At 37.4% G+C, this 26328-nt stretch carries 37 protein-coding genes; 31 read left to right on the plus strand and 6 right to left on the minus strand.

The features are described from left to right. Positions 1 to 48 precede the first annotated feature (48 nt). The gene (gene zwf, locus E2R53_RS02140) at positions 49 to 1539 is read right to left on the minus strand and encodes a glucose-6-phosphate dehydrogenase (protein ID WP_133310189.1); all 1491 of its coding nucleotides are present in this window, start codon (positions 1537 to 1539) and stop codon (positions 49 to 51) included. Positions 1540 to 1794: 255 nt separating this feature from the next. On the opposite strand from zwf, the gene E2R53_RS02145 reads away from it, so the two are divergent. From E2R53_RS02145 to E2R53_RS02175, 8 genes are all read left to right on the plus strand, one after another. Then, positions 1795 to 2496, plus strand: coding sequence for an ABC transporter ATP-binding protein (locus E2R53_RS02145; protein WP_133310190.1), 702 nt, complete (start codon positions 1795 to 1797; stop codon positions 2494 to 2496). Beyond that, positions 2493 to 4736: an ABC transporter permease gene (locus E2R53_RS02150; protein WP_165970858.1), complete on the plus strand. Its 2244-nt coding sequence runs from the start codon at positions 2493 to 2495 to the stop codon at positions 4734 to 4736. Before E2R53_RS02145 ends, E2R53_RS02150 begins: the two co-directional genes overlap by 4 nt. Before the next feature lie 183 nt (positions 4737 to 4919). After that, complete coding sequence (locus E2R53_RS02155) at positions 4920 to 5339, plus strand: SRPBCC family protein (RefSeq protein WP_133310192.1); 420 nt, start codon at positions 4920 to 4922, stop codon at positions 5337 to 5339. Beyond that, positions 5340 to 5666 carry an ArsR/SmtB family transcription factor gene (locus tag E2R53_RS02160; RefSeq protein ID WP_133310193.1) on the plus strand — a complete coding sequence of 109 codons (327 nt, stop codon included), beginning with the start codon at positions 5340 to 5342 and terminating at the stop codon, positions 5664 to 5666. A 178-nt stretch (positions 5667 to 5844) separates the two neighbouring features. Then, a complete protein-coding gene (locus E2R53_RS02165) occupies positions 5845 to 6453 on the plus strand; it encodes a hypothetical protein (RefSeq protein ID WP_133310194.1) in 609 nt (202 codons plus the stop codon). Positions 6454 to 6506: 53 nt separating this feature from the next. After that, entirely contained in the window at positions 6507 to 6875 is a 369-nt protein-coding gene (locus tag E2R53_RS02170; RefSeq protein WP_133310195.1) for a hypothetical protein, read from the plus strand. A 47-nt stretch (positions 6876 to 6922) separates the two neighbouring features. Continuing rightward, positions 6923 to 7078, plus strand: a complete 156-nt coding sequence (locus E2R53_RS23035; protein WP_165970859.1) for a hypothetical protein — start codon at positions 6923 to 6925, stop codon at positions 7076 to 7078. 53 nt (positions 7079 to 7131) lie between these two features. Continuing rightward, entirely contained in the window at positions 7132 to 7683 is a 552-nt protein-coding gene (locus E2R53_RS02175) for a GNAT family N-acetyltransferase (protein WP_133310196.1), read from the plus strand. A 128-nt stretch (positions 7684 to 7811) separates the two neighbouring features. On the opposite strand, the gene E2R53_RS02180 is transcribed toward E2R53_RS02175, so the two are convergent. Beyond that, complete coding sequence (locus E2R53_RS02180; protein WP_133311118.1) at positions 7812 to 8678, minus strand: GNAT family N-acetyltransferase; 867 nt, start codon at positions 8676 to 8678, stop codon at positions 7812 to 7814. A gap of 278 nt (positions 8679 to 8956) precedes the next feature. On the opposite strand from E2R53_RS02180, the gene E2R53_RS02185 reads away from it, so the two are divergent. Genes E2R53_RS02185 through E2R53_RS02200 form a run of 4 tightly spaced genes read left to right on the plus strand, consistent with a single transcriptional unit; the run spans position 8957 to position 11789 of the window. Further along, the gene (locus tag E2R53_RS02185; RefSeq protein ID WP_133310197.1) at positions 8957 to 9493 is read left to right on the plus strand and encodes an RNA polymerase sigma factor; all 537 of its coding nucleotides are present in this window, start codon (positions 8957 to 8959) and stop codon (positions 9491 to 9493) included. Then, positions 9468 to 10244, plus strand: a complete 777-nt coding sequence (locus tag E2R53_RS02190) for a hypothetical protein (protein WP_133310198.1) — start codon at positions 9468 to 9470, stop codon at positions 10242 to 10244. The genes E2R53_RS02185 and E2R53_RS02190 overlap by 26 nt, the downstream gene beginning before the upstream one ends. Before the next feature lie 28 nt (positions 10245 to 10272). Next, the gene (locus tag E2R53_RS02195; protein WP_133310199.1) at positions 10273 to 11304 is read left to right on the plus strand and encodes a serine hydrolase domain-containing protein; all 1032 of its coding nucleotides are present in this window, start codon (positions 10273 to 10275) and stop codon (positions 11302 to 11304) included. 23 nt (positions 11305 to 11327) lie between these two features. Beyond that, entirely contained in the window at positions 11328 to 11789 is a 462-nt protein-coding gene (locus E2R53_RS02200) for a GNAT family N-acetyltransferase (RefSeq protein WP_133310200.1), read from the plus strand. A 76-nt stretch (positions 11790 to 11865) separates the two neighbouring features. Here E2R53_RS02200 and E2R53_RS02205 read toward each other — a convergent pair whose 3' ends face one another. Beyond that, positions 11866 to 12165, minus strand: coding sequence for a hypothetical protein (locus E2R53_RS02205; RefSeq protein WP_133310201.1), 300 nt, complete (start codon positions 12163 to 12165; stop codon positions 11866 to 11868). A 147-nt stretch (positions 12166 to 12312) separates the two neighbouring features. Here E2R53_RS02205 and E2R53_RS02210 point away from each other — a divergent pair, with 147 nt between their 5' ends. From E2R53_RS02210 to E2R53_RS02240, 7 genes are all read left to right on the plus strand, one after another. After that, the gene (locus E2R53_RS02210; protein ID WP_286166043.1) at positions 12313 to 12843 is read left to right on the plus strand and encodes a DUF6584 family protein; all 531 of its coding nucleotides are present in this window, start codon (positions 12313 to 12315) and stop codon (positions 12841 to 12843) included. A 40-nt stretch (positions 12844 to 12883) separates the two neighbouring features. Next, positions 12884 to 13279, plus strand: a complete 396-nt coding sequence (locus tag E2R53_RS02215) for a VOC family protein (RefSeq protein ID WP_133310202.1) — start codon at positions 12884 to 12886, stop codon at positions 13277 to 13279. A gap of 102 nt (positions 13280 to 13381) precedes the next feature. Beyond that, positions 13382 to 13618 (plus strand): hypothetical protein, encoded by a 237-nt coding sequence (locus tag E2R53_RS02220; protein ID WP_165970860.1) that lies wholly within the window; start codon positions 13382 to 13384, stop codon positions 13616 to 13618. Between the two features lie 43 nt (positions 13619 to 13661). Continuing rightward, positions 13662 to 14069, plus strand: coding sequence for an NUDIX hydrolase (locus E2R53_RS02225; RefSeq protein WP_133310204.1), 408 nt, complete (start codon positions 13662 to 13664; stop codon positions 14067 to 14069). A gap of 102 nt (positions 14070 to 14171) precedes the next feature. Beyond that, on the plus strand, positions 14172 to 14906 hold the full coding sequence (locus E2R53_RS02230; RefSeq protein ID WP_133310205.1) for an alpha/beta fold hydrolase: 735 nt from the start codon (positions 14172 to 14174) through the stop codon (positions 14904 to 14906). 79 nt (positions 14907 to 14985) lie between these two features. Continuing rightward, the gene (locus E2R53_RS02235) at positions 14986 to 15273 is read left to right on the plus strand and encodes a hypothetical protein (RefSeq protein WP_133310206.1); all 288 of its coding nucleotides are present in this window, start codon (positions 14986 to 14988) and stop codon (positions 15271 to 15273) included. Positions 15274 to 15378: 105 nt separating this feature from the next. Beyond that, complete coding sequence (locus tag E2R53_RS02240; protein WP_133310207.1) at positions 15379 to 15876, plus strand: NUDIX hydrolase; 498 nt, start codon at positions 15379 to 15381, stop codon at positions 15874 to 15876. Between the two features lie 69 nt (positions 15877 to 15945). Here the strand turns inward: E2R53_RS02240 and E2R53_RS02245 are convergent, their stop codons facing one another. Continuing rightward, on the minus strand, positions 15946 to 16353 hold the full coding sequence (locus E2R53_RS02245; RefSeq protein ID WP_133310208.1) for a hypothetical protein: 408 nt from the start codon (positions 16351 to 16353) through the stop codon (positions 15946 to 15948). 578 nt (positions 16354 to 16931) lie between these two features. Here E2R53_RS02245 and E2R53_RS02250 point away from each other — a divergent pair. The 5 genes from E2R53_RS02250 to E2R53_RS02270 all read left to right on the plus strand — a co-directional run bounded on the left by E2R53_RS02250 (position 16932) and on the right by E2R53_RS02270 (position 20214). Further along, the gene (locus E2R53_RS02250) at positions 16932 to 17159 is read left to right on the plus strand and encodes a hypothetical protein (RefSeq protein WP_133310209.1); all 228 of its coding nucleotides are present in this window, start codon (positions 16932 to 16934) and stop codon (positions 17157 to 17159) included. A gap of 317 nt (positions 17160 to 17476) precedes the next feature. Beyond that, complete coding sequence (locus E2R53_RS02255) at positions 17477 to 17998, plus strand: hypothetical protein (protein ID WP_133310210.1); 522 nt, start codon at positions 17477 to 17479, stop codon at positions 17996 to 17998. 302 nt (positions 17999 to 18300) lie between these two features. Beyond that, positions 18301 to 18747: a pyridoxamine 5'-phosphate oxidase family protein gene (locus E2R53_RS02260; RefSeq protein ID WP_133310211.1), complete on the plus strand. Its 447-nt coding sequence runs from the start codon at positions 18301 to 18303 to the stop codon at positions 18745 to 18747. A gap of 111 nt (positions 18748 to 18858) precedes the next feature. Further along, positions 18859 to 19524 (plus strand): GNAT family N-acetyltransferase, encoded by a 666-nt coding sequence (locus tag E2R53_RS02265; RefSeq protein ID WP_133310212.1) that lies wholly within the window; start codon positions 18859 to 18861, stop codon positions 19522 to 19524. A gap of 93 nt (positions 19525 to 19617) precedes the next feature. Continuing rightward, positions 19618 to 20214, plus strand: a complete 597-nt coding sequence (locus tag E2R53_RS02270) for a group-specific protein (RefSeq protein WP_133310213.1) — start codon at positions 19618 to 19620, stop codon at positions 20212 to 20214. Positions 20215 to 20265: 51 nt separating this feature from the next. Here the strand turns inward: E2R53_RS02270 and E2R53_RS02275 are convergent, their stop codons facing one another. Continuing rightward, entirely contained in the window at positions 20266 to 20472 is a 207-nt protein-coding gene (locus E2R53_RS02275; RefSeq protein ID WP_133310214.1) for a hypothetical protein, read from the minus strand. Positions 20473 to 20734: 262 nt separating this feature from the next. Here E2R53_RS02275 and E2R53_RS02280 point away from each other — a divergent pair, with 262 nt between their 5' ends. The 5 genes from E2R53_RS02280 (at position 20735) to E2R53_RS02300 (ending at position 23757) form a co-directional block, all read left to right on the plus strand. Further along, positions 20735 to 21265 (plus strand): GNAT family N-acetyltransferase, encoded by a 531-nt coding sequence (locus E2R53_RS02280; protein WP_206197343.1) that lies wholly within the window; start codon positions 20735 to 20737, stop codon positions 21263 to 21265. A 488-nt stretch (positions 21266 to 21753) separates the two neighbouring features. After that, a complete protein-coding gene (locus E2R53_RS02285) occupies positions 21754 to 22212 on the plus strand; it encodes a hypothetical protein (protein ID WP_133310216.1) in 459 nt (152 codons plus the stop codon). 92 nt (positions 22213 to 22304) lie between these two features. Then, positions 22305 to 22493 (plus strand): hypothetical protein, encoded by a 189-nt coding sequence (locus E2R53_RS02290; RefSeq protein ID WP_133310217.1) that lies wholly within the window; start codon positions 22305 to 22307, stop codon positions 22491 to 22493. An 86-nt stretch (positions 22494 to 22579) separates the two neighbouring features. Continuing rightward, positions 22580 to 23107 carry a hypothetical protein gene (locus E2R53_RS02295; RefSeq protein WP_133310218.1) on the plus strand — a complete coding sequence of 176 codons (528 nt, stop codon included), beginning with the start codon at positions 22580 to 22582 and terminating at the stop codon, positions 23105 to 23107. A 155-nt stretch (positions 23108 to 23262) separates the two neighbouring features. Continuing rightward, the gene (locus E2R53_RS02300; protein ID WP_165970861.1) at positions 23263 to 23757 is read left to right on the plus strand and encodes a GNAT family N-acetyltransferase; all 495 of its coding nucleotides are present in this window, start codon (positions 23263 to 23265) and stop codon (positions 23755 to 23757) included. 120 nt (positions 23758 to 23877) lie between these two features. On the opposite strand, the gene E2R53_RS02305 is transcribed toward E2R53_RS02300, so the two are convergent. Then, a complete protein-coding gene (locus tag E2R53_RS02305) occupies positions 23878 to 24336 on the minus strand; it encodes a DUF3888 domain-containing protein (protein WP_133310220.1) in 459 nt (152 codons plus the stop codon). A gap of 791 nt (positions 24337 to 25127) precedes the next feature. On the opposite strand from E2R53_RS02305, the gene E2R53_RS02310 reads away from it, so the two are divergent. Together E2R53_RS02310 and E2R53_RS02315 are read left to right on the plus strand one after the other, a co-directional pair. Continuing rightward, positions 25128 to 25616 (plus strand): NUDIX hydrolase, encoded by a 489-nt coding sequence (locus E2R53_RS02310; protein ID WP_133310221.1) that lies wholly within the window; start codon positions 25128 to 25130, stop codon positions 25614 to 25616. 134 nt (positions 25617 to 25750) lie between these two features. Beyond that, the gene (locus tag E2R53_RS02315; protein ID WP_133310222.1) at positions 25751 to 25972 is read left to right on the plus strand and encodes a hypothetical protein; all 222 of its coding nucleotides are present in this window, start codon (positions 25751 to 25753) and stop codon (positions 25970 to 25972) included. The last annotated feature ends 356 nt before the right edge of the window (positions 25973 to 26328 follow it).

Below are 26328 nucleotides of genomic sequence, written 5' to 3' on the forward strand. Positions count from 1 at the left end.
CGCTAAAAGCGGTGCGATCGTACATATTCATCTCTAACCTTTTTTGAGTTAATCAACCATATCCGTGATCGGCCACCAGTGGAAGCCGTCTTTTTCAAGCAGTTCGTCAGCGGCTTTTGGACCCATTGAGCCGGCTGCGTAGTTAGGGAATTCAGCTTTGTGCGTTTCCCATGCTTTTGAGATGGTGTCCACATAGCTCCATGAGAGGGACACTTCATCCCAGTGAGTGAAGTTGGTGGCGTCTCCGCGCAGACCGTCATAGATGAGCTTTTCATAGGCTTCAGGCGTGTTGAACTGATCAACACAGTTGCTGCAGTAGTCAAGCTTGATCGGTTTAACGTAAGAGCCGCCGCCTGCTTCTTTGGCATTCAGGTGAAGCGTGATGCCTTCATCAGGCTGAATGTGAATGACGAGCAGGTTCGGATGCTTGCTGTCTACATCGTTTGAGTAGAGGTTCATCGGCAGATCTTTGAACTGGACAACAATCTTCGTTGATTTTGCCGTCATGCGCTTTCCTGTGCGGATATAGAAAGGCACGCCAGCCCATCTGAAGTTGTCGATCATCAGCTTGCCGGCCACATATGTTTCTGTGTTGGATTCCGGATCGACATTGCTTTCTTCGCGGTAGCCGGGAACAGATACGTCTTCTGATTCGCCTTTGCCGTATTGTCCGCGCACGAAGTAATCAGGAACGTCCTTCTCTGTAAGAGGGCGGAGTGCGCGCATTACTTTTACTTTTTCAGAACGGATCTCGTCTGTTTCAAGCTTGATCGGCGGTTCCATCGCAAGCAGGGCCACCATTTGCATTAAGTGATTTTGAACCATATCACGCAGCGCACCTGAATTTTCATAATAGCGTCCGCGGTCTTCTACACCAAGTACTTCGCTTGAAGTAACCTGAATGTTGGAGATATAGCGGTTGTTCCATACCGATTCAAACAGAGCGTTTGAGAAGCGGATCACTTCAATATTCTGCACCATCTGTTTTCCGAGATAGTGGTCAATGCGGTAAATTTGATCTTCCGAGAAAGCTTCGCGGATTTCATCGTTCAGCTCCTGTGCTGAAGGCAGATCATGTCCGAACGGCTTTTCGATGACAAGACGGCTCCAGCCTTCTGTTGCTGTCAGGCCTTCGCTTTTTAAATTCCGGGCAATCGTTCCGAAAAATTCCGGCGCCATCGCCATGTAGAACATTCTGTTTCCAGGGATACCGTATTTGCCGTCAAGCTCTGAAAGCATGCCTTTCAGCTCAAGGTAGGAAGATGGATTTGTCACATCAAATGGATGATAGTAAAAATGCGATGCAAATTCATCGAGTTCAGATGACTGCTTAATCGATGACTGAATCGAGTCGCTGACATTTGAGCGGAATTCTTCATTTGTCCACGGTCTCCTGCCCACGCCTACAACAGCGAAGTCACTGTCGATTTTTTTGCTGCGGTGCAGACGGTAGATGGAGGGGAAAAGCTTGCGCTTGGCAAGATCTCCTGTTGCTCCGAATATTACGATTACTGCTTTTGGTTTATGTTCCGTATTCATGTATTGAACCTCACTTTGTATCAGCGGATTTATTAATAATGATATGTAACCTGTTCAAGTACTTAATTTTAATGCTAACCATGAAGTAAATCAAACATTTAAGATTAATTTCCTACATAAGTAGTATGAACCATTTCTATTGTATCCATAAAACGGAAATGAAATTAGGATTACAGGTAAAATAAGAGATCGTCAAGAATGAAGATTTTTAGTACGATACAGAGGAAGATACTAGAAATAATCGGGGGTGTCTGTATGAGTTTCATCTTTGAGAATGTCAGAAAAATATACCGTACAGGTGAAGTAGAGGTGCCTGCATTAAATGACGTCAGCATTGCATGCGGAAAAGGAGAAATCATTGTCATTCTTGGACCATCCGGCTCCGGGAAATCCACCTTTCTGAACGTGGCCGGAGGCATTGACAGAGCAGACGGGGGGCAGGTCACCGTCCAGGGAGAAAACCTTCATGAAATGAACGACAGGCAGCTCACTCTTTTCAGAAGAAAGCATGCGGGCTTTATTTTTCAATCCTATAATCTTATTTCTGCACTGACTGTCAGGGAAAATGTTGAAACCGGCGCCGACATCAGTGATCATCCTCTTTCCCCTGATGAGATCCTGGATAAGGTCGGAATGAGTGAACACCAGCACAAGTTTCCGCATCAATTAAGCGGAGGGGAGCAGCAGAGAACAGCCATTGCAAGGGCGATCGTCAAAAATCCAAGTATTCTGTTCTGCGATGAACCGACGGGAGCGCTTGATGAAGAGACCGGGAAAAAAATTCTTTCGCTTATTCAGGAAATTAACGTCATTTACGGCACAACCATTTTAATGATCACCCATAATCCGGGAATCGCCGATATGGCCCATACCGTCATGAAAATGAAAAGTGGAAAAATCATTGAAACCGTTAAAAATGAGGCTCCAATACCTGCAGAGCAGGTGAAATGGGTATGAAAATCAAGGCCATGGCTCTGCGCACCATCAGGCAAAAGCCTCTGCAGTTTGGAGGCTCCGCTCTCCTTCTCGCAGTTGCCGTCATGCTTTTTGTGACGCTCTCAAGCACAATGGCACTGATGGATTCGAGCAATCAGCTGTTCAGAGAAGAGTATAATCAGGAGGATTTTCAATTTACAGCAGGAGAGCGGCTGTCTGAGGATGAGCTGGCCTCCATTGAAAAGGAATTTGGAGTGAATCTGCAGGCCCGCCAATGGCTGGATATCGAATGGAAGGAGGGCGTTACTGCCCGAATTCTCTCCGTTCAGCAAGGCATCAATGAACCCTATGTGGTAAAGGGCCGTTTGCCGGATGAAAAAAATGAAGCAGCCATAACCGCTTCTTTTGCAGACGCACACGGGCTGAAAGTGGGAGACAGCTTTGACGCCGGCGGGAAAACCTGCAAAATAACGGCTCATGTTTATCTCCCGGACTATATTTACGGCGTTCAAAACGAGAATGACCTGATGGCTGATCCGAAAACATTCGGTGTCATCCTGATGGCCAAAGAGGATTTTCCAGGGGGAAATCAGCCGCCTGTTTATTACTCCGGCAGATTTCTTGAAACCAGCGGTTCTTTAAGCAGCCTGAAAAAAACCGTTGCAGAAACAGTTGCTGTTCTGAAATGGGTGGATGCAAAAGACAACGTCAGAATTTCATATATTGATGCGGAAATTGAGTCCAATCAGTCATTTGGAAGTGTTCTTCCCGTCTTTATCGGGATTCTTGCCCTGTTTATGGTCGTTTTAATGCTGAAAAGGCAAATAGACGTGCAGTCCACTCAAATTGGAACCCTTCTTGCGCTCGGGTATACGAGAAAGGAAGTCACGCTCTCCTTTATGTTGTATCCATTGATCATTGCCATTGCCGGAACGGTACTCGGGATAGCGGCAGGACTCATTGCAGCGGGGCCGTTGACAGAGCTCTACACCGCTTTTTACAATCTGCCCATTTTAAACCGGCTTGCCTTTGATCCGGTCACTCTTATCGCTGGATTTGCTGTGCCGATTTCCGTTCTTTGTCTGGCCGGTTTCCTGACAGTCAGAAAAAAAGTCAATCAACCGCCGCTCCAACTGCTGCATTCAAGACCGTCTTTTTCGAAAAAAGGAGCCATAAAGCTCCCATTAAAATGGAGCTTTAAAAGAAGGTTCCGCCTGAAGATGCTGCTCACCAGTCCATCCAAGAGCCTTGTGCTGTTTACAGGAATTCTCTTTTCCTCCTTATTAGTCACCTTTGGATTCATTTCCATGAATTCAATGAACGTGCTGATGAAAAAAACGTATGAAGATGCTTATCGCTATAACTATGCGATCTATTATCAGGAAGTAAAAACGGAGCCTGTTTCGGCAGAGGAAAGTCCGTTTTCTGCAGCAGAAGCCATTATAAAAGGGAAAGACGGCAGAAAAGACGTTAAAACGCAGCTCGTTGGCATGGATTCCTCAACGTCAATGCTGAAACTAATTGACAGCAGCGGGACAGAGCTGAACGGCACGCTGCCTGAAGGGGCAGTCGTAACTCAGGCTCTGGCTGCGGCCGAAGGTCTTAAAGCCGGAGATTCCATCACGATTCAAAATCCCTGGACCGACCAGGAGCAATCCGTCACCATCACCGGTGTTGCAGAAATCTTCATCGGTCATGCCATTTACATGGAGCGCAGGGACGTGAACCGCTTTTTGAACCTTGAAGAAGATGCATATATCGGAAAATGGACGCTTAAAAAGGAATCTGGAAAAGCAATCGCTGCGATTGAAGATAAAAATGCCATGAAAAAAGGCATGGAACAGCTCCTTGAGCCGACCAACTATTCGGCGGCGGTGATCGGCGTGTTCGCCTTTTTAATCGGCCTCATCATCATCTACCTGATCACCAGCATGATGATGGATGAGCACACCGTGAACATTTCCCTGCTGAAAGTCATGGGCTATGACAGGAAAGAAATTTCATCCCTTCTTCTGAATGTCTATACTCCTGTCGTCATAGCAGGATATGTACTCGGCGTTCCTCTTGCATTTATCAGCTACAAAGGACTGATGGCATCCGTTTCGGAATCAACGGGATTCTCCCTTCCGATCGAACCTGACTATCTGATGATCGCCGCCGGTTTTATCATCATCTACGCATCTTATGTAACCTCCCTGCAGCTTTCAAAGAGGAAAATCAGCCGCATTCCGCTGCAGGAAGTGCTGAAGCGCCAGGAGTAAGGAGTATTGCCCTGGAAATTTGAGAGAGACAATTGCATTTATATGTGATTGTCTTTTTTTGATGAACACTAAAAAGGAGAAATATAAACGAGAAAGTTCATGTGGATATGAAACTAAAAGGTGTTATATACTAAAAACGAAACCAAATGGTTCTGTATTTTTAATTGACAAGGAGTGTTTTTAGTGGAGACATTACAAGATATTAAACAAACAATTATATTTGAAGCTCCTATTCAAAAGGTATGGGCAAAAGTAAGCAATTCTGAAGGGATTGCAGCATGGTTTATGCCCAATGATTTCGAAGCCAGGATTGGTCATGAATTTCACATTCAATCCCCTTTTGGTCCATCTCCCTGTAAAGTATTAGAAGTGGATGAACCAACTAAAATTTCTTTTTCCTGGGATACAGATGGATGGATCGTTACTTTTCTCCTGAAAGACCTGGGCGGAAAAACAGAATTCACCCTGATTCATGGCGGCTGGAAATCTGCAGATGAAGTTCTTCCAAAAGCAAACGAAAAAAGTTCTGTTAATCGCAAGAGAATGGAGTATGGCTGGATTAATATTGTTAATGAACGACTCCTAAAGGTTGTTGAAGGATAAATGTCAGCATTAAAGCATGATGTATTTCAAGCTATAGCTGATCCAACAAGAAGAGAAGTGCTTCGATTACTTGCAGGCAAAGAATTGGCCATTACCGAAATAACTTCTCATTTTCCTATAAGCCGGACGGCCATAGCTAAACATCTTCATATTCTATCTGAAGCTAATTTAGTCAGCGGTAAAAAGGTAGGCAGAGAAAAAATTTATCAACTGCATCCAGAGCCGCTGACAGAAGTAAAACAATGGCTGTCCTACTATGAGCAGTTTTGGAATAACAAATTGTCGATCCTTAAGCATATTGTTGAGAATGATGATGAAACACTCTAGTGTTTCATATAAATGGTAACTCAGTTCATTCATGAGCTGAGTTTTTTCGTGCTGGCTATACAGCCATGTGACATTCAGCAGTTGATGAGCGGGAATTATTAGAAAAATGAAACTTTTTCAGCCTTTAAACGTAATTTAACTATTCTGCTTTTTGATCGTTTGATGAGGGGGTCCTGGTTTGAAAAAAAGTGCTTATGCAATTATCGCTTTGGTTATATTTCTGGCAATGATGATCATCAATAATCTAAACATGGGAAATGAGGCAGAGAAACTTCAGCAGGAAAGAGACAATCTGACAGAGCAGGTTGCCGCTTTTAAAGACGTCAGAGAAAAAAATGCTGCTGCATTTGAAGAGACAGCGAAAGAAAATGAACGATTAAAAAATAATGCTGACGACCTCAAAAAAGAAATTGATCGCTTGAATTCACCAGTTTTGTACCAAGATTTCTTAGATGCGGTTCGTACAGTCGAAGATTATAAAGAGGAAGATTCATTCAATAAGGCAAAAGATTATTTTGGATTTTCATTAAATGGGGGATTCTCACCTATAGACAGAGCAGGGAATTGTCCTTGCAGTATTCATTTCAAGACCGGCAGCATTGACTGGGAACCAAATTCGGTGCTCGATCTTAAGGAGATAGGGATAGAAGGAGAAAAAATCGTACTCACCTATCAAACAGCCGATATGATAAGGGACGATTATCAATTTATTATGAGTAAGACAAAAGGGTTTGATGATGAGACTCTTAGGTGGAGAATTGAAGAAGTTAAAACAATCAAGAAGTAGCGTATTTATAATGATTAACAGCAAGCTGCACCGCTGTGAGAAGGGAGAAGTTGATGAATAAACTATTTATTGCCGTCCTTTTATTAGGATTATTGTCTGGATGCACGAGTCAATTCATAACCTTTTCGGGAGAAAGCAAAAGCTGGACCGGAAAATACACAGCAACGATTGATGGAAATGAAGAGCATGGCAGCTATGAATTTCATTTTAAGGACGGAAATGAGAACACTCAATTTGAGGTGCTTGATATTAACATAAACAATGGAAAATCAACAAAATCAGAAGAAAACGTAAAAGGCGCTACAATGACTCTCTCTTCCAACTGTAGAGGATGTTCTGTTACAGGAAAAGGGGAAAAGCAGAAGGTGACGATTAAATGGGACGATAAGAAGGAGGAAACCTTCTATTTGCAGAAGAAGTGAGTTTGACGAGCGAATTGATAGGAAAGTTTACTTTGGAGGACCTGATATTGAATAGAATGAGAAGAGGTATAAGAAAAGACTCGTTTAGAGATCAATGCAGGGAATTTGTATTTGAAATTCTGTTTGAAGCGGTTTGGAAGATCATCACGTTTATTCCAAGGATGCTGTTTCGTCTTGTGAAAAGCATTTTTGATCATGATTAACATTTATTATACAGCTGCGATTAGATATATAAATATAAGATGAGGAGGCCAGTATGGAAATAAGAAATTCAACTATTACCGGTGAAAGTATATTCTTGCGGGAAATGAGACAAGAAGATTGGGCAGGTGTTCACCAATATGCCTCACAAGAAAGGGCATGCGCTTTTCAGCCATGGGGACCGAATACAGAAGAAGAGACGAAGGCATTTGTCCGGCAAGTCGTTGAAGACTCCAGGAAAGATCCAAGAACAAGATATTCTTTTGCCATCATTAACAAAAAAGAAAAGAAAATGATAGGTGCAGCGGAACTAAACATAAGTGACTGGGAAAACAGGGCGGGAGAGATCTCATACATAGTGAATCCGGATTACTGGGGCAAGGGCGTTGCATCCGAAGCCGCCGGCTTATTAATCGCATTAGGTTTTAAAGAGTTCCATCTTCATCGGATATTTGCTACCTGTGATCCTGAAAATACAGGATCATTTAGGGTTATGGAGAAGGCTGGAATGAAAAAAGAAGGCCGGATACGTCATCATTTGAAGTTAAAAGATGGATGGAGAGATTCATTGCTTTACAGTGTACTCGAGAATGAATGGTCGGAATAAGGATTGACTCTATTGGGCTGGTTATTAGTGCAATAATATGCTTGCACAGGACAAACTAATTGATTTAAACAGAATGAATAAATAAACAGCCCTTTATTCCTAAAGAGGCTGTTTTTGTCATGAGTTAGTTACTTTTTTAACTGCTGGTAATATACCTCAAGCAGCTTTTCGACTGGAATGTCGTCAATTGTCATACCTGCGATATCGCAATCTGTAATTCTCATGTTTCTCAGGCTGCTGTTCTTAATGGCCGTTCCCTGAAGGTCGCACCTTTCAAAAGAGATTGGTCGTTTCTCATCTCCAAGATTTGTGTCCATGAAGCGGACACCTGCAAGAGTTACTAATCTCATTTTGCTGTAAGAAAGGTTTAAATCTGCAAAAAATGAATGCCTGAAATTAATATTCTGAAACTTTGAGTGACTGAGGTTACAGTTGCTGACATGAGTATTCATTAAATTGCTGTTACTGAAGGAGCTGCCTTCTGCATTTATTTGATAGAACTCTGTTTGGTTCATCTTGCAGTTTTCATATTGTGTATTCGAAAGATCTTGATTCTCTCTCAGTCTTTCTATATCTGCAGAACTTTCTCTCCTCTTTATATAACAGTATTCATCTGCGGTTTTGAAAGTAGTTCTGTACCCCATTTTCTCGTAAAAATGGTGATTATTCACTTGTCTGCTGGATGTCTCAAGGTCCCAGGTTCTTACTGCCGGAAATTTCTCTTCCATTAATTCAATGACCTTTGAACCGATTTTTTTCCCTTGATGTTCCGGTGCGAGGAAAATCCGGTCGATTCTGCCGAAAGACTTACCCGTTATGCTCACGATGATTCCGCCAACAATATCACTATTATAGATTATTTTAAAATAAATCAATTCTTCAATCATATACTTTGTCATTTCAACTGAAGAATATCCAGGAGGCTGGATGTTGTAATCAAGAATGTTTTGATTCGGAAGCCATCTTCTTGCTTCTTCATCAAATGCAGTTTTCATTATTTCTGTTAGCTTTCCGGCATCTGATATGACTGCTCTTTCGATTGTTATCACTGTTTTATTCTCCCTGTTTCCTAAAAAGAAATGAATTCTGTTCACCTATAAAAATCGCTAAGTTTACAAGTTGATAGTCATATAATACCATTAAAAGTAAACGTTGCCATATTTTTAAGGTTTTGAGCGCAATCTTTTAACTTTTTGCAACTGAAACACAACTTTTCAACACGTCATACGTCTAAATAACAGGTACTTACAATCTAAGGAAGAGGACGATTCATTTGGAAGATGCAAGAGAGACCGAAATAGAAGATTGGTACAGCCAGTATCATCAGACCATTTTCAAGTATATTTTAATGATGACAAAAGATTATCAGCAGGCTGAAGACTTAACGCACGAAACATTTTTAAGGGCGTTCAGGCAGCATCATTCCTTCAGGCGGGAAGCAAATCCGAAAACCTGGCTGTTCCGAATTGCGCACAATGTAACGGTCGACTACGCAAGAAAGAAAAAGCCGGTACGGTTAGTCATGGAGCTCTTCCGTCAAAAGAAAGATCCCAGTCTGCTACCGGAGCATTTCGTTGAGCTGAAAGAGCGTTCAAAGGAGCTTTATCAGGCCTTGGAAATGCTGAAGGATTCTCACCGTGAGGTTATTATTATCCGAAAAATCAAGGGATTCTCAATCAGTGAGACGTCCGAAATACTTGGCTGGTCCGAAACAAAGGTGAAATCTACACTCTCAAGAGCCATGCTTGCTCTAGAAAAAACATTGATCAAGGAGGGTTATCAGGATGAACAAAGAAGTAAGTTATTGTGACCAGCTGCTGCAGAAGGCAGATGATCAAGTAGAATGGAGTCCTTACCGTGCGCAAATGGTTCGACGAAAACTCATGAAAAACATTCAAAAAACGAATGCGATGCTAAGACTTCAGCGGATTTTCACTTTATCAATAAGCTCAGTACTGGCTGCTTTATTCCTGTTTGTGATGGCTGGTCAGATGAGCGGAAAGCTGAACCTGACCGGGACAGGCGATTTTAGCAGCGGAAATAGTAAATTCATTGAAGGTGTCCATTTTCAAATGGAGACAATCAATGGACAAAAAACGGCGGTTCTTACAAATGAAGGAATCAATAATACTGTTTATCCAACGGATGCCAATGAAACCATCAAAACCATTGCAGGAGAACCGGAAATCCACCTCAGTATATCTAAGCAGGGAAAGGAAGAAGTTTTTGAAACGCAGGCGATATACGCAACAACTACACCAGGCCAGCACATATATATCAATACTCAAAAACATGATGAACCAATTAATACAAGAATGGAAATGCTGCTGCCGCATACGAAATATCCTAGTTTATCCCATACTGCATACGAAGTAGAAATATCAGGTCACAGGGGTGTGTTGCAGGAAGAAAAAACAGAAAGCGGCAAGACTGATCTGTATGTGGTCACTGAAAACTTTATCTATCATATATATGCTGCTGGAATGAATAAAAAGGATTCAAGTATAGATCCTCATGAACTGATAAAACTTGCAAATTTACTTCAATATGAGAAAGAATAGTTGATTACTGACACCGGAGGAATAGTCTTTGCTTTTAAACACCAAACCAAATCAGAATTTTGACCCAGTATTAAAACACGTTACTCATACGTTTAACCAAGTAATCTGTTCAGGAGCTGCTGTTTTTGTCATTCAAAACGATTCTGTTGTTTTAGAAGAATACATAGGAGAGCAATCAAACAAGCCTGATGCAAGAAATGTACAGCGGGATACTCAATTTCACGTAGCCTCTGTGAGAAAAAGCTATATTGGTTTTGCTGTGGCATATGCTGTATATACCGGATGCATTCACAGTATAGATGATCTGGCAACAAACTATTTGCCAGGGCTTGACGAAACTGTTTGGAAAGATACAACCATCAGGCATTTATTGACACATACCCACGGCTTAACGGAAAAAGAGGGTGTTATCTGCCGGGAGTATCCTGCTGGTGAGAAATGGACCTACAGGCAAGTTGGCATAGATGCCCTGACACAAATTGTCAAACGTACAACTGGACAAACCATTTCTCAAATTGTCCATGAACAAGTGTTCACGCCGCTGGGTTTTTCTGAATCGGATTGGCATGCCGAAAAAAATGAAAAACTTGTTGATATCATTTTGAGATCTGGACAGGATAGCAGCTGGAGAACGAGCAAAAGTACAGAAGGCGACAAGATGAACATGTATGTATCTGCTCGCGAACTGGCTTTATGGGGATATCTGCACCTTAAAGAAGGAAAGGTGAACGGGGAACAAATTGTCCCAAAAGAAGTCATCAAGCTTGCTACCTCTATGCAGAGCCCAGCAACTATAGATCACAACTCTCCGCAAAATGGTTTCCTGTGGTTTGTGAAAGATTTGCCGGCCAAGGAAACAGAAATCGGAGAAAGAGTTCCCAGAGGTTCCTATCAGATATTGGGCTATACAGGCGTTACATTATTGGTAATCCCACAAGAAGACTTCGTTGCTGTCCGCATGTTTAATAGTTTCGGGTCACCTGAGGGATATGATTATTTACAGGATGTCAGGTCATTCGGCGATACGGTGATGGAGTGCTTGGAAAAAGGGAGAAAATAAGCTTAGGGATAGGGAGGATTTTTTTGAAAATAAGGTTTGCTGAAGAAAAGGACATTGACCAATTAATCAAAATGAGATGGGATTTCACAATTGAACATGATGAAAGCAAGAAAAACTCATCTTTTCCAGACTTCGAGAAAGAATGCCAAATCTTCTTGGAGAACGCTATTAAGGGTGACCGGTGGATGATCTGGGTTGCAGAAGAAAATGAAACAATCATATCTCATATTTACATAGAACTAATTCAAAAAGTACCGCGGCCTGGAAGAACAACCTATCCCTTTGCGTACATGACCAATGTGTACACCATACCGGAATATAGAAACAAAGGAATTGGAAGTATGGTGCTAAGCTCGATTAATCAGTGGATTAAAGATACTAAGTGTGAATTTGTCATTGTTTGGCCGAGTGATGATTCGATTGGTTATTATAAGAAAAATGGGTATGTCCACTGTGTGGAGCCGATGGAATATTTTCCTTCTTAAGTGTTCTTATAGTTTGCCATTATTCAAGTAAGAGAACGATTGGTTACCTAGAATGTCCTTGGCAAACTATAAGCTTTTAGGTGTACTTGGATTTCACTCTATAATAATAGCCAAAAGAAAAGGCGGCGGTTCCTGTGATAGCTGCAGCTGTAATGTATACACCATCCCAGTCTGCAGAACGCCCTGACAGAACCCAAGCCTCGTATGCGATGACTATAAGTGATATCACTATGACAATTCCCAATAACATGGAACGTGCAATTTGCTTTGCTTCGGCAAGTGTCGTTTCAGGGTTATATTTTTCACCAGTAACCATTTTCCGGACTGCATAAAGTAAAAAGAAAAAAACCGCAATAAGCAATAGAACATGAAACATATCTGATCTCCTTGTTTCATAATTGGAAAATGCTGATAAGCTTAAGTTTATCATAGGAAGGCTGAATTCAGATATAGAATCAGACTTCTCTGCTGAAAGAGAATAAATTTATCTTAATGAAAAAGGTGTTGTTACTGCTGTATCTATTTGGAAGATGGAACGAATAAATCAAATGAGGTGTCTCACATAGAAAAAGTGCCGGCAAATACTCTCCTTAAGATCGAAGAGGATATTAAGAAAAACGATTTGGGGAAAGCCAGGGACAGACTGCATGGCTTGATTGCAACGTACCCTGATGAATTAGAGCTCCGCAGAAAATTAGGGGATATTTACTATGAATTGAAGTACCCGTCAATGGCAGGCCGCTACTGGTATTTGGAAAAGAATAAAACACCGGAAATGCAGCATGCCTGTATTGAATTCGAAAAATCGATGGGTAATAATCCTTTCCAGATTGTAAGAGCTTTAAAGTTTAAAGGTGATAAAGAAATACTAAAAAATCTGGAATTTAGTGATAATTTTTCACCCGTGCAAAAGAAAGTAACAGAAAAACTGCTGGAGGAACCTGAGGATTCAGTGATTGATAAGCTGCTTGTTGTCGGCTGCCTTTCAGTCATATTCGGTACGATCGTATTTGCATTTATAGGAGTGTATTCATTTGTGAAATGGATACTTTAGCAGGGGGAGTTATGCAAAAAAATATTAGGAGCGGGGTATTTTGCCAAAAGGATTAATTCACCACATCGAGATATATGTATCTAATCTAAAAAGATCTATTGAATTCTGGGGTTGGTTTCTTGAAGAGCTGGGTTACAGCAAGTATCAGGAATGGGATCAGGGGCAGAGCTGGAAAATTGAAGATACTTATCTTGTCTTCGTGCAAACCCAGGAACGATATATGGATGTTTCTTATAATAGATGTCGAGTTGGCCTGAACCATCTGGCCTTTCATTCGAATTCACGAGAGCATGTAGATGAAATGACAAATAAATTAAAGTCCAGAGGCATTCATATTCTTTATCCGGATAAACATCCATTCGCAGGTGGAAAAGAACATTATGGCGTGTATTTTGAAGATCCAGATCGAATAAAAGTAGAGCTTGTAGCGCCTTAATTTTTTTACTGTGCAGCAATTGGGGACGTTCATTAACCTTTCATCGCTTAGTTTTACTACCTAGTGCTATATAGATTGGCCAGCAACCGATCGTGAATACCAATGATTGTCGAAATTGATGGATTTTATCATCAAATACTGATTACAGGAAAGAAATGTTCAAAACAAGAATTAAGGCAGATGTATGTAAGGGCAAAACAAATGACTGTTGATGTTCGTGATCTGCCCAGCATCTTTTGCAGAATGAATAAATTTGACATCGTCCCTTTTGAGGAAGATATTCAAGTAGATTTTGTAATTGATACAGATACGGACAGGATATATACTCCTTCATACTGAGCAAAATCTAAAAACAGCAGTCATCAACTTGGAGGAATGGACTTTGGAACCAGCTTTTTCTCGTGTATTAATTAAAGATACAAGAAATAAGATATTAGTTGTTCAGGACAGAGCGGATGACTGGAACTTGCCGGGCGGAAAGCAAGAAGCAGGTGAAACCCCTTTGGAATGTGCGAAACGAGAAGTGAAAGAAGAAATTGGAATAGATGTTAGTGATCTGATTGAGATTTATAATGGATTCTTTTATTTTGGAGATATCAAATGGCATGGCTACTTTTATTTCGCAAATGCCGCTAGTGGAATTGCTACTGTTAATGAAATAGAAAAGATTAAAGGGATTCAATTTATTAAAGATTTAAAATCAGTAAAATTCCATTCAGAATTATCACGGATAATGGATCAACTGTCTGTAAGTAAGCAGCTTCAAACAAGCACAACTACTTGGAAGTAGAATATCCACCAATAAAAGGCGTTGATCCAAGAAGAGATTGACGCTTCTTTTATTGAAAAATTGTTGAAGTAAAGGAATAAAAAAAGTGAGGATCCAATTGATATGTCTAAAGAAATGTATATAAAAGTTTTCGGCTTCCAAATGTTTGCTAACATAGTGGGAGAAAAACAGGATAAACCAACCGTTGTAATGGATGCTGGGTATGGAGATTATTCAAAAGGGTGGAATTCCATCATTTCCGAAGTTTCCATGCTAACAGAAGTTATTGTGTATGATAGAGCAGGTTTAGGCAGAAGCCAGCCAAGTTCTAATCCTAGAAATAGCCGAGAGATGGTAAAAGAATTGAATGAGCTTCTATATAAGTTAAATATAATGCCTCCATATATATTGGTAGGACACTCTTTTGGGGGAGTGAATGCACGGTTATTTGCGAGTAAATATCCTGACGATGTTTGTGGACTGCTTCTAGTAGACTCTACACCTGAGGATTATCGAGAAAGATTTCTTCCAACTATGTCCGAAGAGTTTCAAGAAGCTTACAATAAGCAATTCGTTCACGAAGGTAATTATGAAGAATTTATGCAAAGTTTAAATCAATTAAAAGAAGACCAAAAGAAACTAAACATTCCATTAACAGTCCTTTCTGCAGGCAAAAAAAATCACTATTCCCCCAAGTCACAAGATTTATGGAATACAATGCAAGAAGAACTTCTTCAAATATCTACTATCAGTGAATTTATGATTGCTGAAGATAGTACACATTACATACAAAATGATGAACCAGCATTAGTTGTAGAGGCCATTAGAAGATTAATAGAAAAATGTAAAAATGAATAGGCAGGAGGCCATCTCAGAACAAGGATTAATATATTTATAGATAAATGTTCATCTTTAAATAAAAAATGGAGGCATAATTATGTGGATAATTTTAGGGGTTTTTTCAATAGTAATAACTTTTATCAATCTTTATTTATATAAAGCAGGGAAGGATTATAAGCTTGCAATGGCTATGGGATTATCATTTACAGCACTTACACTTTGTGCAGAATACAGTCTTATATCTGATTGGGTAGAAGTGGACGATTGGGCAGCGTTAAAGGATGTGGTACCTGGCATGGAAAGGGCATTATGGTTTTTGACGATCGTTTCCATTTTGCTGAATATAGCACCTGTACTTTTAGAACTGAAAAATAAAAAAAAATGAATTATTGCCGCATTTATATACAACCAGACTGGTTCTTTCATAAGGATACACACTAGGAATCGTATTTCTCTTTTATAAAATGGAGGGGTTATCATTTTTAATGTAATGTTAGGAATTCAGGAGATTGACGAGGGAAAAGTTAGGATAAACAACAGAGAAGCGGTCCGGGCCATCATTATTCAAAATAATAAAATCCTTATGGTTCATTCAAATCTTGGAGACTTAAAATTTCCAGGTGGTGGAGTAGAAAGAAATGAAAGTCATGCAGAAGGTCTAATACGTGAGGTAGCAGAGGAGACAGGCTATCTCAACGGTTCAGTTGGAGACAAAATGGGCGTTGTCATCGAAAGACATTTAGATGACTATGATAAAGATGCTGTCTTTCGAATGACTTCACATTATTATCTTTGTGAATTAACAGGCGGGGAGGCAGTAGAACAACAGTTAGATGAGTACGAATCTGAACAAGAATATACACCTAAGTGGGTAAAGCTTGAAGATGCGATGGAACAAAACCAAATCATTTTAAATCAATGTGAGCAGAGCGTATGGATAAAACGTGAAAATTTTGTTTTGACGGAATTAAAAAAATTAATGAATTAGTATAAGGTATGTTGTATCTTCTGCAGTTTGGGCATTTTATGAAAACGTCCCAACTTTAAAAAAGTATACTTAAACCCAACCTTTTAAACAAATGTGCGAATATCTTTTTTCAAGCATTCTCAACACTTCGTCTGTCAGAAAAAACACGATTGTGCACTGAACAGAATAGTACATAAGATCTTCACTGATAAAGTAAAACAAAAAACCTCCTGACAAATGTAGGATTCCCGAAGTGAAAGCGCGCACAAATTTATACGATACTATCTTCTTTGTAATAAGCTCTGTAAGGATGGAAATTGGAAGGCCATAGGCTGTATAGCCAATTATGCAGATCGCAAAAAAAATGATACTTGAAAACAAAGCAGATGGATTCAATTCAAAATTTGTAAAACCTTCTGTATAAGCATAGCCAGTATACATCATAGCAGAAATGACTACGACTAAACATTTTCTATAAAAGAAGACTAACCGCTCCACTTTTAACACTCCTTTTCAACTTGAATGTATGATAGTTATTTCTAATAGTACCAGATATTCTCAACAAAAATCGAAAGAACTTTAATTAATCTAGTTGGTTAATCTTTAAAAGAAAAAAATAGAGTCCAAAGTGTTTTTTGGAATTAGAGTGGCGAATGAAACAAGACAAAACAATGAGACATTTAGACTTTCGAGGAACTTTAAAAGGTGATCATTGCAACTATTCTTATGTTAAAAAGATTTGCATTTTAGAGAAGATGTTGTTATTTACGAAGTTCTTGTTTCTAAATTGCAAAGTAATTCACACACACACACCATTTAACAACTATAACGGGGGGCGAATTACTTATAAATTTATACAAGATATAGGACATTTATATTAAGATGGAAATATCAGTTATTCCATTAAAGGGCAGGATTGTGGAATAACAGAATTGAAAAAAGGGGGGACTTAATGACCGTTAAGTAAATTCGTTATTGTTTATGTAGGTTGGTTTAACACTGCAACTTCTTATTGAAGCGAATAATTGATGATTAATATTTAATTCAATGTCATTACATAGAAGGAGGAATTTATTTTGGAGAAAATTTTAGTTAAAACTGCTATTTATTCATTTATAATTTCTTTTTCATTACTGTTAGTATTCTTAAATAGAACATATTCTACAGAAGATGTAAACGGTTATATTTCAACATCAGGAACTTCTTATCCGGATTTTTTCTTTATGATAACAGAGTACTCAATAATATTATCCATAATATCAGTCATACTTGTCTTTGCATATTTGCGCTTTAGAAAGAAATAACTGTATACCGGAAAAGGGGGAGTTTGTTAAAACAAAGTGCCTCTTTTACTACGTCGAATTTGTGCGAGTAAAATCACCTCGCAGAGTACGAAGCATTTATTGATTCATTTTCTGGGAGTGAAATAGGTAAAGTTCATATTGCCGGCTACTAACATTTTGTAAATCATATTTAGCAATCGGGGGCGTTAGTTGAAGAACACATAGATAGTCAAAACCCGATTTTCCTAACAATGAGCTTGGTTGATTCAATTTTTTTATAGCAGGTTTTTCATCTATTTATCTCGAATTTATATAGAAAAAATTGTAAGAGGTGACATGTGAAGAATTTTCTTATTTCAATTTGTACCTTTTTGCTACTAACAGGCTGTTCCAGTGAAAATTCATCTTCAGTTAAGCAAAACAATACACCTGCCTCATCAGAAACTACAACGAAAGAATGGCAAGTTAGCCCTTACTTTACAATCTCCAAACCAGGGCCAAATGGAAAAGATGTACCTTTTGGTTTGCGAGGGGTTAAAGGCAAGTTGGCTATTGTAGATGCTCCAGTTAAAGCTGGGACAAATAATAAGCAATTACCTCATTTTTGGGGAGGAACTCCAGAAAAGACGGAACAGCTATTCAATAAGCAGGTGAAAATAATAGGGACGAGTAAAGAGGACGGAAAAACTGTTACAGCTTTTAAAAGCTCGATTGGTGTCCCGAACGAAGAGGTAGTAAAACCCCCTCATCACTATGCTGAATCTGTAGGTTATTTGAATTTACCTTCAAAAGGAATTTGGAAATTGGATGTATATATTGAAGATAACCTGTTTGGCAGCATTATAATTGAAGTCCAATAGAGTTTTTTGTAACAGGGTACAGCTAACGATCATATAGGGATGAACATACAATCGGGTACTTTTAGCTGAAGTTCTCTTTAAAATTTTAAGTGATCTACTACAAATATCGATCTTCAATTAAAGGGCGCTTATCTGTAAAAAGGTAAGTGTCCTTTTTAATGAAATAAACAATTGAGTTAATCACCTGATTTTGAAATAATTGGTATTAAGCAATCGGGGGCAATAGTTGAATATAAGCTTCCATCTGCAAATACGAAACAAGAATTAGATTCCAAGTGATTTGATGGATGAGGAGGTTACGAATGAGGGTTATTAGAGATAAAAAGAAAAGTTTTGATTTGGATGAGTTTTTAATGAAGCCACTATTTGCACATCTTGCAACTTCTTCAGAAAAAGGCGCAAAAGAATCTCCAGTATGGTTTCATTGGGAGAATAACTGTATTTGGATATTAGGTAACAATGAAACAGATAGTTTTCCTTCGAGAATTCAGAAATTTCCTAGTTGTGCAATTGGAATCGTTGATTTTAATCATATGAGTGGTAAAGTATTACACGCTGGTTTTAGAGGGGTGGCAACAGTTGAACCTTTTGATATTAATATGGCAAAAAGATTGTTGTCCCGTTATTTAGGTACAGTAGAAGAGAGATGGGATAATCGATTTAAAAGATTCAATCACAATAGTCTTCTCATTTGTTTTCAACCGGCAACAGTTGTTGTTAGAGATCAGTCATTTAGAGTTAATTCTTAAAAGCCAAAGAAGATTTAGTTTCATTGATAAGCATTTTTGTTCAACAATCGAGGGTGTTTGTTGATATAAAAAAATTTTTAAGTGTTTAGTTTAAACTAGGAGAATGAAAAATTGAGTAAAGAGAAAAAAATGATGGAAATGCAGACTGAAGTATTATTTAAAATTGATAAACTAAAAAGAATAACAGGATTGAATGAACATAAAGATACAGCTGGCCCGTTCCTATTCATTGGACGTACTAAGACAGGAAATGTAATTCGGTTTGATAGGACTATTTCCGAAATTGAAAAAAATGAAATTTTAACACAGGTAGATAACCTGGATTTAGGAAAAATCATTCTTAATCTTAATAAGATCAGGAAGATTAATTCTATATGGTTGGGACCAGCTTTCTCCTTCCCTGAAAGCTTTAATATGACATCTGATGCAATTAAGATAACTAATGAAAATCAAGATCTCCTGGCTGAAGAATTTTCTAATCTAATGAGTGAAATAGAATGGAAGCAGCCAATGTACGTTATTGTTCGAGATGGTAAAGCGGTGTCCGTATGTTCTAGTGCTAGAATAAGTGCAGCAGCTGCTGAAGCTAGTGTGGAAACATCACCAAGTTATCAAGGTCAAGGCTATGCTACTAGATGTGTCATATCTTGGGCTAATGAAGTGAAGAAATTAGGTTTGCAGCCTCTCTATAGCACTGCCTGGGATAATTTTTCATCACAGTCTGTTGCGAGGAAGCTAAACTTATATCAATATGGAATCGACTTGCATTTTAGTTAGTTTTATTAAGCAATCGGGGGCGATTGCAGTATTGTATTGGCGCCTTTTTGTTAGAAGGATAATGGAACTAAATGAACAGGAGGGGACAGTTTTATGGAGAACACACTTAGCGGATTTGAAATGGAAGTTAACGCTCCTTATTCCTTGAATTATTTGATTTATGTACAAAACATATATATAAACAGTGAAAATCAAGATCGAGAAAATCCTTTGTTTCCATACGTGGAAAGTGCAACCTGGGGGCTCGTAGAAGGTGAGTTTGAAAATATTTTTACAGAAGTATGGAACGAGGCTGTAAAAAAAAATTACCATAGTGGCTTATACGACCATAATGGGACATTAGAGTTGGATAAAACATTGTATCAAAAGTTGTTTAAGGACAATGAAACAGGAGAATTTGGATATTCTGAGAGTGTTAAGTCCTTTGTAACTTGGTGGAATGGGATTTATGGAAGAATTTCAATTGAAAGTGTATTTGATGAGAATAGAATGAATAAGGTTTATACGGAATTATCTAGATCTCTAAATGTGAATAAAAGGTTAAAAATAAATTTAATATATGATAATCCACTGTTAACAGAGAATACTTATAGTACGTGGTATGCAGTGCTGCCTATTGAAGATATTTTTAACTCAAGAAAAAGATCAGAGGTAATTTCAAAATTATTTAAATGTTGTGAGATTGTCTGAATTTTGTTATTCAAGAATCGGGGGAGATAGCGCAATAAAGTAATTGCGACTTTATTTACCAAGGTCATTTATTTCTCTTTCAATAAGAAACACTGAAATTTCAAATGCTTCTATTCGCCTTCTGGCTAAGGTGATCTGAGATTTATATCTGTTAGGATTTTCTTTAGCTTCAAGAGTTTTTACTGTTTCTCTTAGTTTGTTAAGAGTTGAGTCAATTTGACGTTTTGCTTCAACCAAGTCAGATACCTTAATATCCATCTAAATAAATCCCCTTTTATAGCTTAATGATCGTTAATTTTATTTACTGACATTCAGAATAATATAGGATATCGAATATCGAGGGTACTGTCAAAGATTTATCGCATCTTTAGATATCTCGACTTCAAGTCTTCAACAATCGGGGGCGATTGCAGCACAGTAAATCGCCTTTTCTGATTGAGTAAATGTGCAGCCTAAATGAATAACTCATTAGAGGGATTATTTCTTAAAGAGTGTAAATAGAAATGGGGGAAATACTATTATGTTGTTTCATAATAAGAATTTAAAGGTTAGGAAATTAGAAGATGGAGATAATGTCTTTTTAGCAAAATGGCTATCAGACCCGTCGGTTCTTGAGTTCTATGAAGGCAGGGATAATCCTTTTGATTTAAACAAGGTGAAAGAAGCTTTTTTTGCTACTGATGATGAAGAAGTTAAATGTATTGTAGAGTATGAAGGCAAAGTAATCGGCTATATCCAATACTATCAATTAGATGATGAAACTAAAAAAGAATATGGGTATTTAAACGAAGATGTTTATGGAACAGACCAATTTATAGGAGAAATAGATTATTGGAACAGAGGAATTGGAACAATACTTGTTACATCAATGATTAGATTTTTGCTCGAACAACAAAAAGCAGACCGAATAGTTATGGACCCTCAAACAAGAAATGTTAGGGCGATAAAATGTTATGAGAAATGTGGATTTAAAAAAGTAAAGGTACTTCCAAATCGAGAACTTCACGAGGGGATTTATCAAGATTGTTGGTTGATGGAGTACCATAAATAATATATGAGTTCTTCAAGTAAAGGGGGCTTATCCGGAATAAGATAAGTCCTCTTAATATGCATTTTTTGTTGTTAATACGACTTCTATTTGAAATAATTGGTATAAAGATATTGGGCAGTACCCTTATTAAAATGCTGGGCTTAGTTCAAAAGAAATTGACACTTTAAATATATAGAGGTGATTCTGTTTTGAGGTCAATTAATAAAAAACTTCTTTTGCTCATTGCACTAATTCTTACGGTTTCAATAGCTTTTATTCCTAACATAGGATACTGGAGTGAAGATTCTTATACGTTCTATGGGATACCTGCTCAATGGCTAGGTTACTATGGGGATGGTCAATTTAGTCTAGAAATATGGGGACTTCTGTTGAATGTACTAATTATATATGTCATTCTCTTTAATTTTATTAAAATTGTTTAAGAGTAAATTTTTATAAAACTTTTACAAAAAAAACGTTTAAATAAGTTAAGGAGTTAACTGACAAATATGATTTCACGTAAAATAATATCTGCTTCTATTTCAAGTACTCTATACGCAATTTTATTAAGTATATTCTTTTATCGATTTGGTTCTAATGGCTCTATTTTTTATTCTGTCATTTCTTCCCTTTCAATTTATATGATTTATGTAGTGCCAGCTATATTTTTTTATGGAATAATTACATCGATTCTCAGTGATAAAATTGGTGAACTATCAAAAAGATATTCTAATTTAAAATATATAAGTTTACTTATTTCAATTATCTTTCATTTTCTGTTTGGGTTAATCTTAGGCTGGATTAGTTTATTAGCAGCAGGAATCTTTTTAATCACTGATCAGCTTTTATTAAAGAAAAAACCATATTATACCGTTAAAGAGGCAATTATAAGCCTTGTTATTCTAGTAAGTTTTTTCATTCTATTTTGGGGTACAATTTACTATTCAGATTACAGAAATGCAGCTTAGATTTGATTTCTTATTATTCAACAATCGGGGGCTTATCTGCAACAACAAATATTATCGTTTAGAAAATTCTACGGGCCAAAAAGGAGTTTTTAATGGAAAAGTTTAAAATGAAATTAAATATACCTCAAGCAATTCTTATGGGCTTTTTTGCTGCCACTGTGATTACTATCTCAAATTCTTACATAGACTGGGACAACAGAATATATGCTGGAATCTTTGCTGGATTGACTATTATTGTATGCGGAATTCTATCCAAAATTATAATTAGGGTTAAGGACTAACACTGACCCTTATTATGCAATCGGGGGCGATTACTTAACAAAGTTTTGCCTCTGTTTATGGTGTTAAAGTATCTGGGGGGAAATAAATGAAAAGCACAAAACAAAAGCAATATGTAATTTACCTATCAATGATTGTAATAATTGCTTTATCAGCTTGTTCTAAAGATCCTAAGTTATATTCCTACAATGGAGCAGAATTAAATATAGCTGTGGTCGGAGTTCCACCAGAAATTACGGAGGAACAAGTTAACTTTAAAGAAATTTCACTTGAAGAACTGACTGAGTTAAAATTATTAGATTATGATGCAGTCTTCATTTTGGAAGAACATCTTTACCAAGCTTCTAAAAGTCAATATGCAGATATCTATTTGAAATCAAAAATTCCATTTTTTTTTATATCCACTACAAGCCATATACCTTTCACAAACAAAAGTGTAGAGTACCAAAAGGATTGGAGCTGGAAACCAGGAGAGGATTTTGCAGTTGGTATTCTACCTAAAGAAGGTACATTAAAAGGTTGGAAATACGGTATGTACAATGATAAGAAGACGGACGAACACCAGAAAAATGTGTATTCATTAATATTCAGGGACATTAATGAACTTAATCTCTAAAAAGTATAAAAAAAGCATTTTGGTTACTTTATTCAACAATCGGGGACGATTATTGAATTAGCACCTTTGTTTAACAACTCGCAAATCTCCGTAGATTATTGATTACTCTAAGGTAAGCCCGAATGAAAGTGAAAATGATCTTGAGGAGAGGTATTTTGAAAACAATTAGAGCTGCTGGAAATGAGGATATGGAGTCGGTTTTTATGATGGGCTATGATGCTTGGGGTGACAAACTTGCTGTTCAGGATTATCTGAATGTGTGTAATGAATCTAGCAAGTACAAAAATGGTGTTTGGTATGTACTGGTTGATACAGAGACAAACAAGCTATTAAGCTCGCTCATAGTATATACGTTAAAGCCCTCCAAAGGCTTGGTTATAAAAGGTATCGGATCTATATCGACTCCTCCAGAATTAAGGGGAAAAGGTTATGCCTCAATACTCATTAAGGAAACTATAAAAGAATTAGAAGAGAAAGAACACTGCAATTTAATTTTTCTTTATAGTGATATTGATCATATTTTCTATAATAAATTGAATTTTAAAGCAATACCAACTTCAAAACAAAAGTATAAAAATAGTGTTTGTATGTATTACTCCTCAACATTAGAAATTGAGACTATTTCATATGAAGTACCGGCATATTTTTAGGAACAAACTTTTAAAAAATTATTAAGCAATCGGGTGCGTAAATTAAATTTTCTCAATCGGAAATTTAATTTACAATACTTAAGTTCACTGGTGCCTTATTAAAAAACAAAAGAGAGGCATTTATTGCCCCTCCATCGTTTTTTGATTTATATTTTTGACATCTTTTTCATACTTTAACAAGTCAAAAGAAATGTTTTTTAAATTCTTCATAAAATCACTATCATTATTTATATAATGATTATCAAACTTAATTGTTAATGCATCATATTTCATTTTAGATTTCTCTTCTACAGCAATTACTGCCTTTACTTCAAACCAATCTTTTGGTTCTTTGACACTTGCAATCCCTTTAACCTCACTGACTTTTACAAAATGCCAAGGCTTTCTCTGGCCATACTGTTCTTGAACAATTTCTTCGATCTTTGGCCCAATAAAATTCAATAATAATTCTTCAGCAGAAAGATAGTGAACCATTTCTTTCTTACTTGTTCTAGGGACTTCTGCTTCTCCACTAGAAATATTTAGAGAAACTAGAGCTGCAAATACTAATACAGAGAGAATTAATAATGTTCTTCTCAACTTAATCACCTCAGTTTTGGTATGCCTAAATTCAGGTTAAATTATTCAGCAATTAGTCCAAAAGGCCACAAAATTCCAATTAAGCAATCGGGGGCGATTGCAGCAAAGCGAATCGCCTTTTCTTATTGAGGAATTGGGTAATTTAACTGAAAAGGTGCCATTATTAAAATAATTCAAATAATTATCTGAATAGTGAAACTTAAATCTTAAGTCCCCGTATAAACATTAAAGATGTACCTATAGCTCGGTGTAATGTAATAAAACGCAAGCAAGCAATGGGGTCAAATCGGGAGATAGGGTAAAGATTTGGTATGATTCAGAAATTAATCGATTTCATAATTTACCTGATGGAAAGATAATACTTGATAGAGGGCCAGAAGATATCGAGTTTTATACACTTCATTATTCTCTAGCAAATGAATACGGATGGGATGTAGAAAACGAACTTCAAAATGAACTTCAAGAATTACGAAAATGTCGATCTGACTATATTTTATACTTGGATGCGAATGAAGAGACCCTGCGAAGGCGAAAACAGAATGACAAAACAAGAGGAAGAAGCTCGTTTGAGCAGAACTTGAAAATATTTAGTTTTGAAAAAGAGTGGTTTAAACGATTTAATACGAGAGTGGTAGATGTAAATCATTTAACTCCACATCAGTTAGAAAAATCTACAATGAAATTCTTGGAAGAAATTCATTTTTGAATCTCCTTAATCTTTAACAATCAAGGGCCATTATGTAATATCAGTTGTCACCCTTTGGCGTTCAGAATATTGCGAGGAGAAAATAATGATTACTGATAAAAAGATTCACCGAGTTTTTGGAGTTTACGGCATATACACCGACGGCAATAAAATACTAGTAATCAATAAGAACAGAGGACCTTACATAAATCGTTATGATCTTCCAGGAGGAAGTTTAGAAGATGGTGAAAGTCTGACAGTAGCATTAAAAAGAGAATTTCTTGAAGAGACTGGTTTTGAAGTGAAAGTAGACAAAAACTTGGGTATAGCAGACTTTATGTTACCTTGGGCTTGGAATGAGTATGAATTTGTCCATCATATTGCAGCCTATTATTTAGTTGAAGTAATCAGAGGCGATATAAAGATACCTCATCAGTTTGAAGGTCAAGACTCTCTGGGTGCGTTGTGGTTGTCAGAAGAAGAAGCAAATATTAATAATGCATCTCCACTACTGCTTAAAGCATTTAGGTGGTTAAAGGGAAGTGTATTTGATCCGGATGTTGAGATTTATGATGATTGGGAAATTAGAATGTAAGATATTCAGCAATCGGGGGCGATTACTGCACAAGTGATCGCCTCTTTATATTTGGGCATAATAGGTCAATAATGAGTAAACTTGGAGGGAATGTATTAAAAAGAACACTTTAATTCATTGAGGGTGACTAAATTATGGATTGGCTAAAAATAGTTAGTGGACTAATTGCTATTTGTTTATGGATGATATTACTAATACGAACATCTAGGTTCAATAAAGAATTTAAAAAGGCAATCAATGAAGATAGGAGTTTATCAGAGGATTTTGTACAAAGATGGGATAGGAAATCATCAAGAGAGCTTATTTTAATTATTGTGGCGTCCATTTTCTCTTTAGCGGCTATCTTGTTATCATAGAGTTGATAGGGGGATAATTAAACCATTCATTTTTGAAATGCTAATTTATAACTGGAAAACCTTATTCCGTTATCGGGGGCTATAATGGAATAACAGCTTCCAATTGCATTTACGAAATTAAAGACTCGTCATAAAATTATGGCGAGTCTTTTCTCGTTAAGTTATGCTAATTGTATTGTTAATTAGGCTGCTATTCTGTGTTTTGCACTCCAAAACGGAACCCTTTAGAATGGGAACGAGACTTTTTAAATTAAGAATAAACAGCATTTGAATTTTATTAGTAAACCTCACGAAGAACAAGTTTGTAAAACAAGAATGTTATGTAGAGAAGAAAGTAGCAACTCCAATAAATCCTA

It is taken from the genome of Peribacillus frigoritolerans, assembly GCF_004358755.1.
Taxonomy (GTDB): Bacteria; Bacillota; Bacilli; order Bacillales; family Bacillaceae; genus Bacillus_P.